This window comes from Enteractinococcus helveticum (assembly GCF_001657475.1).
In the GTDB taxonomy this organism is placed as follows: domain Bacteria; phylum Actinomycetota; class Actinomycetes; order Actinomycetales; family Micrococcaceae; genus Yaniella; species Yaniella helvetica.
Map to the genome: position 1 here is coordinate 130,296 of NZ_LXEY01000017.1, position 14,088 is coordinate 144,383.

The 14,088-nt window shown below is 58.3% G+C and carries 11 protein-coding genes and 1 pseudogene; 11 read left to right on the forward strand and 1 reads right to left on the reverse strand.

The window, feature by feature from the left end; genetic code table 11:
* Window positions 1-74 precede the first annotated feature (74 nt).
* The 3 genes from A6F49_RS06945 to A6F49_RS18835 all read left to right on the forward strand — a co-directional run bounded on the left by A6F49_RS06945 (window position 75) and on the right by A6F49_RS18835 (window position 2,499).
* A complete protein-coding gene (locus tag A6F49_RS06945) occupies window positions 75-860 on the forward strand; it encodes a fumarylacetoacetate hydrolase family protein (RefSeq protein ID WP_043057726.1) in 786 nt (261 codons plus the stop codon).
* Between the two features lie 30 nt (window positions 861-890).
* The gene (locus tag A6F49_RS06950; protein WP_043057725.1) at window positions 891-1,703 is read left to right on the forward strand and encodes an HpcH/HpaI aldolase family protein; all 813 of its coding nucleotides are present in this window, start codon (window positions 891-893) and stop codon (window positions 1,701-1,703) included.
* Window positions 1,704-2,184: 481 nt separating this feature from the next.
* On the forward strand, window positions 2,185-2,499 hold the full coding sequence (locus A6F49_RS18835; RefSeq protein WP_407643830.1) for a DUF6457 domain-containing protein: 315 nt from the start codon (window positions 2,185-2,187) through the stop codon (window positions 2,497-2,499).
* 342 nt (window positions 2,500-2,841) lie between these two features.
* Here the strand turns inward: A6F49_RS18835 and mobA are convergent.
* Window positions 2,842-3,339: pseudogene (mobA, locus tag A6F49_RS18840) on the reverse strand (molybdenum cofactor guanylyltransferase); the annotation flags it as partial.
* 133 nt (window positions 3,340-3,472) lie between these two features.
* Between mobA and A6F49_RS06960 the strand changes: the two are divergent.
* From A6F49_RS06960 to A6F49_RS06995, 8 genes are all read left to right on the forward strand, one after another.
* A complete protein-coding gene (locus tag A6F49_RS06960; RefSeq protein ID WP_043057724.1) occupies window positions 3,473-4,699 on the forward strand; it encodes a nitrate/nitrite transporter in 1,227 nt (408 codons plus the stop codon).
* Window positions 4,696-8,436, forward strand: a complete 3,741-nt coding sequence (locus A6F49_RS06965) for a nitrate reductase subunit alpha (protein WP_043057723.1) — start codon at window positions 4,696-4,698, stop codon at window positions 8,434-8,436. The genes A6F49_RS06960 and A6F49_RS06965 overlap by 4 nt, the downstream gene beginning before the upstream one ends.
* Before the next feature lie 12 nt (window positions 8,437-8,448).
* Window positions 8,449-10,053 (forward strand): nitrate reductase subunit beta, encoded by a 1,605-nt coding sequence (gene narH, locus A6F49_RS06970; protein ID WP_043057722.1) that lies wholly within the window; start codon window positions 8,449-8,451, stop codon window positions 10,051-10,053.
* A gap of 6 nt (window positions 10,054-10,059) precedes the next feature.
* Window positions 10,060-10,854 carry a nitrate reductase molybdenum cofactor assembly chaperone gene (gene narJ / locus A6F49_RS06975; protein ID WP_067605672.1) on the forward strand — a complete coding sequence of 265 codons (795 nt, stop codon included), beginning with the start codon at window positions 10,060-10,062 and terminating at the stop codon, window positions 10,852-10,854.
* Window positions 10,851-11,582, forward strand: coding sequence for a respiratory nitrate reductase subunit gamma (gene narI, locus A6F49_RS06980; protein WP_043057721.1), 732 nt, complete (start codon window positions 10,851-10,853; stop codon window positions 11,580-11,582). The genes narJ and narI overlap by 4 nt, the downstream gene beginning before the upstream one ends.
* 91 nt (window positions 11,583-11,673) lie before the next feature.
* Entirely contained in the window at window positions 11,674-12,105 is a 432-nt protein-coding gene (locus A6F49_RS06985) for a PaaI family thioesterase (protein WP_043057720.1), read from the forward strand.
* Between the two features lie 34 nt (window positions 12,106-12,139).
* Entirely contained in the window at window positions 12,140-13,201 is a 1,062-nt protein-coding gene (locus tag A6F49_RS06990) for a threonine aldolase family protein (RefSeq protein ID WP_043057719.1), read from the forward strand.
* Window positions 13,202-13,290: 89 nt separating this feature from the next.
* Window positions 13,291-14,085, forward strand: coding sequence for a cyclase family protein (locus A6F49_RS06995; protein ID WP_043057718.1), 795 nt, complete (start codon window positions 13,291-13,293; stop codon window positions 14,083-14,085).
* Window positions 14,086-14,088 lie beyond the last annotated feature (3 nt).

Consider the following 14,088-nt stretch of genomic DNA (forward strand, 5'->3'; position numbering starts at 1 on the left):
ACGACAGCTTTCCCGCACCAAAAATAAGTTTCGTATACGATTAACCGCAGGCTGTTCAACTTCAAAGGAGTTCGATGTTAGACCACGAAACACACGTCAAAATCGCTGACGAATTGCACCAGGCCAACATTGACCGCAAACCGGTCCCGCTGCTGACCAAGCGCTACCCCGAAATGGTCATCGAAGATTCCTACGCCATCCAGAAAATCTGGGCCGACCGCCAGATCGAATCCGGACGCCGCAAAGTGGGCCACAAAATTGGGCTCACCTCCAAGGCCATGCAGGCCGCAACTGGCATTGACGAACCCGACTACGGCGTCATCTTTGACGACCAGGTCTTCGAATCCGGTCACGTGTTCGAATGGAAAAAATACACCCACCCGCGCATCGAAATCGAACTCGCATTCGTTCTGAAAGACGACATCCGCGGCCCCAACGCCAACATCTTCGACGTGTTGCGCGCCACCGAATACGTCACCCCGGCACTCGAGGTCCTCGACGCCCACATCGAGATGGAAGGTCGCACCATTACCGACACCATCTCGGATAACGCAGCCCTGGGTGCCATGGTGTTGGGTGGCAAACCGGTCAAACCCGACGACGTCGATCTCCACTGGCTGGGCGGCGCCCTGTACCGCAACCAAGAGATCATCGAAACCGGTATGTCCGCAGGCATCCTGGGCCACCCGGCCAACGGTGTGCACTGGCTGGCCAACCGCCTGTCCGGGCACGACGACTACCTGGAAGCCGGCGAGATTATCCTGGCCGGTTCCTTCACCCGCTACATGTGGGTCTACGAGGGTGATACGGTCTACGCCGACTTCGGTCCGCTGGGCTCCATCTCCGTCCAGTTCGAATAAACCCACCGACGTCGAAGGAGACACCCCACCGTGGCATTAACCCCGCGCCCCTCACTGAAAACCCTGTTCACTTCCGAGGCCAAAACAGCCCGCAACCGTGCGGCCGCCGGCATGTTCCTGTCCTCCGGGGATGCCGGCATCGCCGAAATCGTTGCCGGTGCCGGAATGGACTACCTGCTGATCGATGCCGAGCACTCGCCGCTGAGCCTGGAATCCGTCCAAGCCCAGCTGCGCGCCATCGCGGCCTACGATTCGATCCCGGTCGTGCGCATCCCAGAAAACAATACGACCCTGATCAAGCAGTACCTGGATCTGGGCGCCCAGTCGCTGATCATCCCCATGATCTTCACCCCCGACGACGCCCGCACGGCCGCCGCTGCAGTCGCCTACCCGCCAGAAGGTGTGCGCGGCATCGGCTCGGCCCTGGCCCGTTCCGGTGCCTGGGGTCGCTACCCGGACTACCTGACCACCGCTCGTGAAACCATCACCCTGACCATCCAGATCGAAACCGCTGAGGCACTAGAAAACCTCGACGAGATCCTGGCCGTCAAGGGCATCGATGGGATCTTCATTGGCCCGTCTGACCTGTCCGCATCGATGGGCTACACCGGTCAGCAGAACCACCCCGATGTTGTGGCTGCCGCCAAGAACGTCATCGCCAAGGCCACAGCCGCCGGCTTATTTGCCGGGGTCAACGCGTTCAACCCGGACCAAGCTCAGGACTATGTCGACGCCGGAGCCGACTTCGTCAACGTCGGTGCCGACGTCGCCCTGCTGGCGCGCGCCACCGAACAGCTTGCTGCCAAGTGGACCACCGTCGAAACGGCCACCACCAGCTACTAGTTCAAAGCATCACATACCGACGACGCCCGGTAACCATCATGGTTGCTGGGCGTCGTCGTTGATACTGGTTTTCCACAGGTTATTGTGGAGGCCCTGGGCTATCCACACATCGAACAGATTCGCTGACCTGCTGCCGAGGCCAGCACTACTGTTGCGGGTATGAAACCACCTGACCCATTTTTAGAAAACCTACAGCAGTTGGTACACTCTGTGACCTCGCTGCCGCCTGCTACAACCGAGCTCGAAGCTCTCCAACGCATCAGACGGATCGAACAATACAAGCGGGCAGTGACTGTTGTCCTCCTCAGTCTTATCCTGGAGAAATACGTGCCCTTGACCTCGATATCACGTGAACGTGCCGGCAGACTGATCACGTCATTCCTTCGGCCGCTATCAGACAAGCACTATGCACTCACACCGATGAGCGCCCACCTGACGGCATCCCTATCTCGGGGATACTCCCGTTGGCTAAGCTTGTCCCATGGGCAATCGATATGACGCTTCAAAGTTCGACGAACTGACCGCTTGGGCCCAGCACGCGGCCGAGCAACTCCAGCTAAAACCGCTGACACAAGACGACGTCGACGCCGTACTCACGGCCGCTTCCCAAGCCTCAACCGGACTGGTGCGCTCCGCCGGGCCCGTTGCCATGTATCTGGCCGGCTTACTGGTCAGTACCGGGCAGGCTCCCGACGTCGCCACCGCGTGCCAGATGGTCGGCAGACTCATGGATATCCCCAGTCTGACCGCCGGAAACAACGGCGTCGAGCACACGGTCCAGGGCCTCTCCGACTGATAACCCTTCTTGAGTCCCCGCTAATTGACCAGCCAAAAACGCTGCGACCGCAGGGTTCGCCTCCGACGGCGCATACTTCACCTTGCGAGCAAAATCCAAAATCTCAGCCGTCTGGCCAGGACTCAGCCCCGCAACGCTCTGGCCATGCTCATCCTCGAACCGATCAACCGTGGCCAACAACGATTCTGGTACCGGGCGACCGTCTGCGGTCGTCACGGCACGTGCGAGATCATAGGGCGTATCAATATCGCGTAACTCATCCGGATCACACTCGACCAATTCCGGGGTCAGCCCCTTGAATAGCGCGCGCAGGGGTACCCCCGCAGGATCCCCGACCTGCTCAAGTTGAGCTCGTAAAATTCTCTGCGGCCAGGCAGCGCATAGATACTGTAAATGTCCGGTGGCATCGACACAGCTGGCCACTTCCTCACCATCAATCGCAGCCGCCACCAATTTCGACATCGTCGTTGAAGATAAGAACGGCAGATCCCCACCCAACAGGATGACGACCCCATCCGACGCCGGGATAGCATCCAAGGCTGCGGCCACACCGGCCAGCGGTCCCGAAAACGGGGGATCCTCCCGAACAACGTCAACCTGGTCCCGCGAGTTCGGTGACAGCCCGTCATCCGTCCCAGCGATGATTACCTGAGCCGATGGGGCTGCCGACCACAGTGTGGCTACCGTACGGTCAATGACGCTGCGGCCATCAATCAGGATGCCCGGCTTATGTCGTCCGCCCATCCGCGACGATCGCCCTCCGGTCAGAATAACGGCATGGACGGTGTGCTGTTCGTACATGTTGAACATACCCCCGGGATCATCAAGGCGTTGAATCATCTATCCCAATAGCTATCTGTTCCTGACCTGCGATAGCGCTCAATGGAACCTGTGCAGTGGCTCATAACTATGTTAGCGTAACCCCATAACCGCGTGCATAGGCAGGAACGAGCTGCATAGGCAGGGATGATCGATGAACCACCCCGCGTCCACACCTACTACCGGAGCCCAGCGCACTACAGCGTTGGTTATGGCCACACTGGGCTTCGCCGTCAACTTCTGGGCCTGGTCATTGCTGAGCCCCCTGGGACCTATTTTCGTTGAGCAGGGCATTGTCGATGATGCCTCACTGCTAGTTGCCATCCCGGTGCTGGTCGGATCCCTGGGTCGTATCATCGTCGGAGCACTCACGGACCGCTTCGGTGGGCGACTCATGATGCCCACGATCTCTTTACTGACCATCATCCCGGTGCTCTTCTTGGGTTTCGTCGGCCAATACACCTACAGCACATTACTCGTTGGCGGTTTCGTGCTCGGCATTGCCGGCACCTCCTTTGCCATCGGTGTCCCCTACGTCAATTCCTGGTTTCCCAAGGAACGCCGCGGAACAGCCACCGGCATCTACGGCATCGGCATGGGTGGCACCGCAATTGCCGCATTCACCACGGTGCCATTATTCGAACAAGGCGACGTCGTACCGTTCATTGTGACCGCTGCTGCCCTGTTGGTCTATGCACTCGCCGCATTGGCGTTGATGAAGAACCACACGGACTGGCGACCCAGTGAACAGAATATCGGGCGCAAGATGGCCACCGTGATGAAACTGCCCTTCACCTGGCAGGCATGTTATCTCTATGCCTTATCCTTTGGCGGGTACGTGGCGTTCTCCGTGTATCTGCCCACGTATCTGATGAACGCCTACGGACTAGAAGCCGGCGATGCCTCCCTGCGCATGGCCGGCTTTGTTGTAGCAGCAGTCATTATGCGTCCAATCGGCGGGATGCTCTCGGATAAAATCGGCGCCATCATCACCCTGCTGTCTAGTTACATCATCGTGTTGCTGTGCGCACTGGCGTTGGCCACCAACCCCCGACTTGAAGGGCTGGGTACGGTGGCCTTCTTATTGATGGCGATTGGGCTGGGGCTGGGCTCCGGTGCCGTCTTCGCCCTGGTTGCTCAAGTTTCTGATCCACATCAAGTCGGCTCGATCACCGGGTTCGTCGGTGCCGCCGGCGGACTGGGCGGCTTCGTACCACCGCTGCTCCTGGGTGGCCTGTGGATCGCAACCCAAGAGTATCGCTGGGGCCTGTTGCTGCTTGCTCTAGCCACCATCATTGCTGGACTCATGACCCTGTTAACCGCCCGTGGAATGCGGACGAAGAACGCAGCTGATACCGAAGAACAAAGGAGTATGGGATGACCATCGACGACCGGGCTACCTCCCGAGACAAAGCTGCTGGCATCGATAATGCAGCCATGGATGCACTGGTCGGGGTGCGCAAAATCTTCTCCCGCAAGGCCGCCATTAGCCCGGACAACCGAGAAGTCCACTACGACGGCGGACGACATGGCGACTCTTTCTATCGCAACCGCTGGGCCCACGACAAAGTCGTTCGCTCTACCCACGGAGTCAACTGCACCGGCTCGTGTTCCTGGAATGTCTACGTCAAAGACGGCCTGATCACCTGGGAAGCCCAAGCCACCGACTACCCGTCAGCCGGGCCCGATATGCCCGAATACGAACCACGCGGGTGTCCCCGCGGTGCGTCCTTCAGTTGGTACACCTACTCCCCAACGCGCGTGCGCTATCCCTATGTTCGTGCGGTATTGATGCAGATGTTCCGGCAGGCCAAAGCTGAGCATCGCGATCCGGTCGAAGCCTGGAAATCCATCGTCGAAGACCCAGAAAAAGCCCGCCGCTATAAATCTGCGCGCGGCAAAGGTGGCCTCGTCAGAGCAACCTGGGACGAAGTGGTCGAGCTCGTCGCCGCCGCCTACGTGTACACGGTCAAGTATCTGGGTCCAGACCGGACCACCGGGTTCTCCCCGATCCCAGCCATGAGTCCTGTCTCGTTCTCCTCGGGCGCACGCTTCCACCAGCTGATCGGCGGCAGCATGCTGTCCTTTTACGACTGGTATGCGGATCTACCACCGGCATCACCTCAAGTCTTCGGTGACCAGACCGATGTTCCTGAATCCGGTGACTGGTTCAACGCCAGCTATCTGATGATGTGGGGCTCGAACGTACCACTGACCAGAACGCCCGATGCTCACTGGATGGCCGAAGCACGCTACCGCGGCCAAAAAGTCATCGCGGTGAGCCCCGACTATGCCGAGAACGTGAAGTTCGCTGACGAATGGCTGGCACCGGCCACCGGGACCGACGGGGCACTGGCCATGGCCATGGGGCACGTCATTCTCAAAGAATTCTTCGTCGAAGACACCACCGAGTACTTCGACGGTTACGTCAAGAAATACACCGACCTCCCCTTCTTGGTCGAACTCACCGCGAACGAGTTGGGCCAATACTCCGCCGGTAAGTTCATCGTGGCTACCGATCTGGCCGAGGGCATCTCCAAAGAATCCACCACCGAACACGCAGTGTTTAAACCAGTCATGTGGGACGCCGCCACCGATGCGCCGGCCGTGCCCAACGGTACGTTAGGTCACCGTTTCAGTGATGACGGTGAAGGCCGTTGGAATCTTGATCTCGGGGACATCCAACCAGCCATGACGCTGCTGGGTGCGGCCGAGGGCACCGCGGAAATTGCGCTTCCTCGTTTTGATACCGCCGACCAAGGCGACATCGATACCATCATGCGCGGAGTGCCCTACCGGACCCTGGCCGATGGTCGGAAAGTCACCACGGTCTTTGACCTACTGCTGGCAGAATACGGCGTCGGACGAGACGGACTGCCTGGCCACTGGCCGGCCGGACTCGACGATGCTGAGAGTCCCAACACCCCCGCCTGGCAGGAACGCATCACCGGGGTCCCCGGCGAAGCGGCTGCTCGCATCGCCCGCGAATTCGCCCAAAACGCGCGAGATTCCAAGGGCCGGTCCATGATCATCATGGGGGCTGGCACCAACCACTGGTTCCACTCAGACCAGACCTACCGAACATTTTTGACCCTGACCAACCTGTGCGGCACCCAAGGTGTCAACGGTGGCGGGTGGGCACACTACGTCGGACAGGAAAAGATCCGCCCCTTCACCGGCTGGATCCACCTGGCCAATGCCCTGGACTGGGCACAACCGCCACGGCAAATGACGCAAACCACGTATTGGTATATGCACACCAACCAGTGGCGCTATGACCAATTCGGTGCCGATAAGTTGGCTGCCCGCGCGGGTAAGGGCAAATTCGCCGGAATGACCACCGCCGACGCGGTGGCCCTGTCGACCCGTTTGGGTTGGCAACCGTTCTACCCGTCCTTTGATCGCAACCCGTTAGACATTGCCGATGAGGCTCACGCCGCAGGCAAAACGGCTGCCGACCACATCGTCGATGAGCTGAAGGCCGACCGGTTGCGCTTCGCCGCAGAAGATCCGGACGCAGAAAATAATTATCCACGGATCTGGTCCATGTGGCGTGCCAACACCCTGGCGTCCTCGGCCAAGGGGGAACAGTACTTTTTCAAACACCTGCTGGGCGTGGATAACACCGTCAGCGCCGAAGAGACCCCGGAACATCTCCGTCCCCGAGATGTGGAATGGCGAGAAGACGCACCCATCGGCAAGATCGATTTGATGTTGACCCTCGACTTCCGGATGACGACCTCAACCCTGCACAGCGACGTCGTGCTGCCAGCAGCAACCTGGTATGAGAAACACGATTTATCGACCACCGATATGCACCCGTTCGTCAACACGTTCAACCCGGCGATTTCTACTCCGTGGCAGTCCCGCAATGACTGGGATATTTGGGCAACCATTGCCGAGAAATTCTCGGATTTAGCCAAAACACACCTGGGGACTCGGACCGACGTCGTTGCCCAACCGCTCCAACATGACACCCCGGATGCGCTGAACACGCCCCATGGGAAAGTGCTGGACTGGAAATTCGGTGAATGTGAACCGATCCCCGGCCAAACCATGCCCAAACTGGTCGAGGTGGAACGTGATTACACCGCAATCTATGACAAATACACCACGATTGGTCCGCTGCTTGAAGAAAAAGGGATGACCACTCGCGGCATCAACTACGACGTCAAACACCACGTGGAACGACTCCGGTCCATCAACGGCACCGCAAGGAGTGGTGCCGGAGCCGGCCAACCGCTCATCAAAACCGATCTGCAGGCAGCCGACTATATTCTGGGCTTATCGGGTACGACCAATGGGCTCATGGCCACCGAGGGATTTGCGCATCTGGAACGTCGCACCGGGCAGCAACTCCAGGATCTCTCTGCTGAGCATGAAGGCAAGCTGGTTTCTTTCGAAGATGCTAAAGCCGCCCCCGTGCCGGTGATCACCTCACCGGAATGGTCCGGATCAGAGACCGGTGGGCGACGGTACTCACCGTTTACCATCAACGTCGAACGGCTGAAACCATGGCACACGCTGACCGGTCGGATGCATTTCTATATCGATCATGACTGGTTCATTGAAATGGGCGACGCGCTGCCAACATTTAGGCCACCGTTGGATATGAATGCCTTATTCAACGAACCGGCAATCGGTGAAACCGATGGCACAAACATCACCGTGCGTTACCTGACCCCGCATAATAAGTGGGCCATCCACACGATGTACCAGGAAAACTTCTTCATGATGACCCTGGGACGCGGCGGTCAGACCATTTGGATGAGTGTTGAAGATGCCGAAGCCGTTGGCATCAAAGACAACGACTGGATCGAAGCGGTCAACCGCAATGGCGTGGTCGCAGCCCGGGCAATCGTCTCCCACCGCATGCCCAAGGGCACCGCTTTTATGCACCACGCCCAGGAGCGCACCGTCAATACGCCAATCTCGGAAACCTCCGGGCAACGCGGCGGTGTCCATAACTCGTTGACCAGGATCATGATCAAACCAACCCACCTGGTCGGTGGGTATGCGAACATGTCGTTTGCTTTCAACTATTACGGTCCGACCGGGAATCAACGTGATGAGATCACGGTGATTCGTCGTCGGAATAACCAGAACGTCGAGTACTGAGAGGGAATCGCAATGAGGGTAATGGCGCAGATGGCAATGGTGATGAATCTCGACAAGTGCATCGGGTGTCACACCTGTTCGGTGACCTGTAAGCAGGCCTGGACCAACCGCAAAGGTACCGAGTACGTCTGGTTTAACAACGTTGAGACGCGGCCAGGTCAGGGCTATCCCCGGGGCTATGAGGACCAAGAAAAGTGGCAGGGCGGTTGGGCGCTGTCCAAACGCGGCAAACTCAAACTAAAATCCGGTGGCAAATGGGCAAAGCTAGCCAGCATCTTCTCCAACCCGAAGCTTCCAGGGATCGAGGACTACTACGAACCCTGGTCCTATGAATACGAGAACCTGCTCAATGCCCCCGCACAGAAACACATCCCGACCGCCCCACCAAAATCCCTGTTGACCGGGGAACGGATGAATATCGAATGGTCCGCCAACTGGGATGATGACCTGGGCGGAACCTATGCTAATAAAGACAAAGACCCGATGCTCAAGGGCATCGAAGACAAGGTGAAGTTGGAATTTGAAGATACCTTCATGTTCTATCTGCCCCGCATCTGCGAACACTGTCTGAACCCTTCGTGTGCTGCCTCGTGTCCCTCGGGCGCGATCTATAAGCGCAGCGAAGACGGCATCGTCTTGGTGGATCAGGAACGCTGCCGCGGCTGGCGATTCTGTGTCTCAGGTTGCCCGTATAAGAAAATCTATTTCAACCACAAAACCGGTAAAGCCGAGAAATGTACGTTCTGCTACCCACGCATCGAACACGGCGAACCGACCGTGTGTGCCGAGACCTGTGTAGGACGTCTGCGTTACATCGGCCTGGTCTTCTACGACGCCGATCGAGTCACCGAAGCCGCAGCAACCCCCAATGATCAGGACCTCTACGAAGCACAAAAAGACCTGATCCTGGATCCATTCGACCCAGAGGTCATGGAAAACGCCGAAGCCTCGGGTATTCCATACGACTGGATCGTGGGCGCTCAAAACTCACCAATCTATAAACTCATCAAAGAATACGAAGTCGCCCTCCCATTGCATCCGGAATACCGCACGATGCCCATGGTCTGGTACATCCCGCCGCTGTCCCCCATCGTGGATATCGTTGCCGACACCGGATACGACGCCGAAGATGCTGGCAACCTGTTTGGTGCCATCGACGAGCTGCGCATCCCCATCGAATACTTAGCCAATCTGTTCACCGCAGGTGATGTCGATATCGTGGCTGATGTGCTGCGCAAAATGGCGGCCATGCGCTCCTATATGCGCGATATCAACCTAGACAATGCCCCCGACGAGTCCATCGCCCATGCTGTGGGCATGGACGGTCAGACCATGCAAGACATGTATAGACTGCTGGCCTTAGCTAAATACGATGAGCGCTACGTCATTCCCGCCGGACACTCCGAATCGGCTCACGATCTGGAAGCCATTGGCAGCGATTGTCCGCTGAACTTTGACGGCGGACCCGGTATGGAAGACATTCCCGGTGCTGCTGGTAATGCTGACAAATTTGTTGGTCCCGGCGATAAGGAGCACCTGAAAGGTCGCTTCAACCTATTCAACTGGGACGGCAAAGGCAGACCCCCGGGCCTGTTCCCAGAGCCGAGGGGAGCGTAAGCAGCCATGGTTTCCCCACTCAACCTCCTTGACCTGAAAAAGAAAAAGCGCACTAAGACGCAAGGCACCCTGGATACTCAGGTGCCGCTGACCGATGATCAGGTCCGTGCTGCATGGACTGCCGCCTCCTGGCTGATCGATTACCCCGGCGACGAGCTGGTGGAGCGGTTGCCCCTCCTAGAACGGGTGATCGCAGGCCTGCCGGATCGACCTCGGCAAGGGCTCCAGGACTTGATTACGGCCCTGGACACCGGCGATATCATTGATCTACGCAGTGACTATGTCGAGACTTTCGACACCCGGCGTCGCGGATGTTTATATCTGACGTACTTTTCCAACGGCGACACTCGCCGTCGAGGCATGGCACTGCTAAAAATTAAAGACCAGTATCGCAACGCTGGTTTGGAAGTCTCCGACGACGAACTGCCCGACCATCTGACCTATGTCTTGGAATTTGGTGCAGGCCACAGCCTGGTAGAAGCAGCAAACATCCTCACGACCAACCGTGCTGGTCTAGAACTACTGCGGCTTCACCTAGAAGAGCAGGAATCCGTCTGGCACGGTGCCATCGATGCCGTGTGCGCCACACTGCCCGCCCTGCAGGGGCCCGATATCGAAGCGGTTCAAAAGCTCGCCGCCGAAGGGCCCGAGGATGAACTGGTGGGACTGGGTGGTTACGGTGACGGTTCCGAAGACATGCCGCCCATGGATATGACCCCGTATGCGACCTCACCACCGCCACAATCGCCCGCCGGCAAAACCTTTATACCGCTGGATAGTCTGAAGGGACGAAGCTCATGACCTCACCAACTGCGTGGCACACCTTTTTGTGGGTGATCATCCCCTATCTGGCTCTGGCCAGTTTTATTCTCGGGCACATCTGGCGGTACCGCTATGACAAATTCGGTTGGACGACGCGCTCATCCCAGATTTATGAATCCAAATTGCTGCGGATCGGCTCGCCCATGTTCCACTACGGCATCATCTTCGTGTTCCTTGGACATGTGATCGGCCTTGGGGTCCCCAAATCCTGGACCGAAGCAGTAGGCCTCACCGATGCCTGGTACCACCTGATGGCAATCACCGTCGGGCTGGCAGCAGCCATCGCAACGGTCGGTGGGCTGGCGATCCTGATCTACCGGCGACGCAGCAATAATCGCGTCTTCGGGGAGACCACCAAACTGGATAAGCTGATGTACCTGATGCTGGCCATCACTATTCTGGCCGGCACTTATGCAACCATCTTCGAAAGCGCCCTGGGCCACTATGACTACCGCGAAGGCATCTCTATTTGGTTCCGCCAGTTCTGGACACTGCAACCCGATGTCATGCTGATGGCCGCAGCTCCCCCGGGCTTCCAGATCCACGTCATCTCGGCAATCCTGCTGTTTGCTGTCTGGCCGTTTACCCGCCTCGTCCACGTGTTCACGGTGCCGCTGGGCTATATCACCCGGCCCTACATCGTCTACCGCAGCAAGGACCAGCTGCGTCAACCCCAGCGCCGCGGATGGGAACAGATCGACTTCTGATGTGCAGCATGCAACTGCCTATACCAAACCGCATTCGCCATGCCATACACTGTCCAACAGTGCCCTTTTAGCCTTTGGAAAGTAGCGTGACATGAGCATTTGGTTTGGTAACCCGACCATCGAAGAACTCACCCAGTACCGTGTGAACACGGTTATCGAGGTCCTGGATATTGAGTTTTCTGAGATCGGTGACGACTATCTGGAACTGACCATGCCGGTGACCCAGAAGACCCTACAGAACGCCGGAATTCTCCACGGTGGAGTGTCCGTTGTGTTGGCCGAAACCGCCTGCTCGGTTGGTGCAACCATGACGGTTGATCGGGACAAACAATACGTCGTCGGCCAAGAAATCAACGCCAACCACATCCGCCCGGGTATTCCCGGTGACATCATCACCGCCCGTGCGACACCTGTTTCGCGCGGCCGCCGTTCCCAGGTCTGGGACATCCGGCTGCACAACCAAAATGACAAGCTCGTGTGCATCTCTCGGTGCACCATGGCGGTGCTGGACCACGCCGACTAGTGGCGACTTCACGATCCAGTGAGACAATGGGACTATGACGACCACGCCAGCTCGCCGTTTCCGTACACCCGGTGCCGACCCGCACTTCGCCTCCGATAATATCGCCGGGGCACACCCCGAGATCTTGGAAGCCATCACCGCGGTCAATGACGACGCCGCGGCCTACGGTGCCGATGCAGCCAGCGAGGCGTTTGGCGAAACGATTGACGACATCTTTGGCACCGGAGCCTACGGCTTCCCGGTCTTCAACGGAACCGGCGCCAACATCGTGTCCCTACAGGCCATCTCGCACCCGCACAGCTCGGTGATTTGTGCCGATACCGCCCACGTCTACACCTCGGAATCTTCGGCCCCGGTGCGTGCCGGCATCACGCTAAAACCGCAGCCGCACCATCGGGGCAAACTGCGTCCCGAAGACGTCGTGAAGGTGTTGGCCTCCGACGTCGGCAATCCGCAGGCCACCCAGCCGACCGCGGTAAGTATTTCTCAGGTCACCGAAATGGGCACCGTGTACACGCCGGAGGAGCTAACCGACCTGTGCAATGTGGTCCATGAAGCCGGCCTGGCCATCCATATGGACGGGGCACGCTTGTCGCAAGCGGCCGCGGCACTGGGGTTGGATCTGCATGGCGCGACGACAGCGTTGGGCGTGGATATCCTATCGCTGGGTGCAACCAAGAACGGGGCGATGGGAGCAGAGGCCGTCGTCGTCCTGTCTAATCGGGTGCCGGAAGATGTGCTGGCACCGATCATCAAGTACACCACCCAGTTGGCGTCCAAGACGCGGTTTTTATCGGCCCAGCTCAATGCGATGTTTGGCACTTCGCTGTGGCATCGCAACGCAAGTGCGGCCAATACTGCGGCCATCTACTTGGCAGAGGGGTTGGCTGCGATTCCTGGTGTTGAGGTGCAGACTCCGGATGCCAATACCGTGCTGGCCGCGATGCCCGAGGCACTGGTGAACACCCTGCGTGAGCACTATATTGCCCATTTGTGGGGCAATAATGATGCCGGACTGCCGATTGTGCGCCTGGTGTGTTCGTGGGCAACCACCACCGCCAAGGTCGAAGAACTGTTGCAGGTACTGCGTGCATAACGCCGCAGCATTGCGCCACAGATCACCCGTATGAGCTGGCCCACACTATATTTGATCTCGGACACCTCTTCACGCCTGATAGGAATAACATGACCGTGACCAGCAATAGCACCTCGACGCTGAGCCAATTCGTCAGCGCTCTGGCAAAACAACAGATCCAGATCTTGGACCTGACGAATAAACTTTCCGCTGATACCCCGACCTTGCGACTGCCCGATCCGTTTCCGAACCTGGTGGATTTTAGCCTGGAAAATGTTGCGCACTTCAACGACGAGGGCCCGTTCTGGTCGCACAACAACATTGCCACCGGTGAGCACATCGGCACCCACCTGGATGCACCGATCCACTGGATCAGCGGTAAGGACGGTAAAGACGTCGCCTCGATTGAGCCAGAACGCCTGATCGGCGACGCCGTCGTCCTGGACTTCTCGGCTGAGTCGGCCCAGAACCCCGACTTCCTGTTGGAAATTGAACACGTCAAAGCTTGGGAAGCCGAGCACGGCCCGCTGCCAGAAAACGGGTGGTTGCTGTTCCGAACTGGGTGGGATCAGTACGCCCAGGATCAAGAAGCGTTTTTGAACGAAGACGAAACCGGCTCGCACACCCCGGGCATCTCGGCTGAGTGCGCCAAATGGCTGGCCGAGGAGACCAAGATTTCGGGCATTGGGGTGGAAACCGTGGGCATTGATGCGGGCAGAGGCGCTGAGCTGGATCCGCCGTTTCCCATCCACTACCACCTGTTGGGCAACGATAAATACGGCATCACCTCGCTCCAAAACCTGGCGAACCTGCCAACCCGTGGTGCGGTCATCGTTGTCGCACCACTGCCAATTGTTAACGGTACGGCTTCCCCGTGCCGTGTTTATGCACTCGTGGAGGAATAAAAC

Coding starts and splice junctions, on each gene's coding strand:
- A6F49_RS06945 (WP_043057726.1), top strand. CDS start 75: ATGTTAGACCACGAAACACACGTCAAAATCGCTGACGAATTGCACCAG.
- A6F49_RS18835 (WP_407643830.1), top strand. CDS start 2,185: ATGGGCAATCGATATGACGCTTCAAAGTTCGACGAACTGACCGCTTGG.
- A6F49_RS06960 (WP_043057724.1), top strand. CDS start 3,473: ATGAACCACCCCGCGTCCACACCTACTACCGGAGCCCAGCGCACTACA.
- A6F49_RS06965 (WP_043057723.1), top strand. CDS start 4,696: ATGACCATCGACGACCGGGCTACCTCCCGAGACAAAGCTGCTGGCATC.
- narH (WP_043057722.1), top strand. CDS start 8,449: ATGAGGGTAATGGCGCAGATGGCAATGGTGATGAATCTCGACAAGTGC.
- narJ (WP_067605672.1), top strand. CDS start 10,060: ATGGTTTCCCCACTCAACCTCCTTGACCTGAAAAAGAAAAAGCGCACT.
- narI (WP_043057721.1), top strand. CDS start 10,851: ATGACCTCACCAACTGCGTGGCACACCTTTTTGTGGGTGATCATCCCC.
- A6F49_RS06985 (WP_043057720.1), top strand. CDS start 11,674: ATGAGCATTTGGTTTGGTAACCCGACCATCGAAGAACTCACCCAGTAC.
- A6F49_RS06990 (WP_043057719.1), top strand. CDS start 12,140: ATGACGACCACGCCAGCTCGCCGTTTCCGTACACCCGGTGCCGACCCG.
- A6F49_RS06995 (WP_043057718.1), top strand. CDS start 13,291: ATGACCGTGACCAGCAATAGCACCTCGACGCTGAGCCAATTCGTCAGC.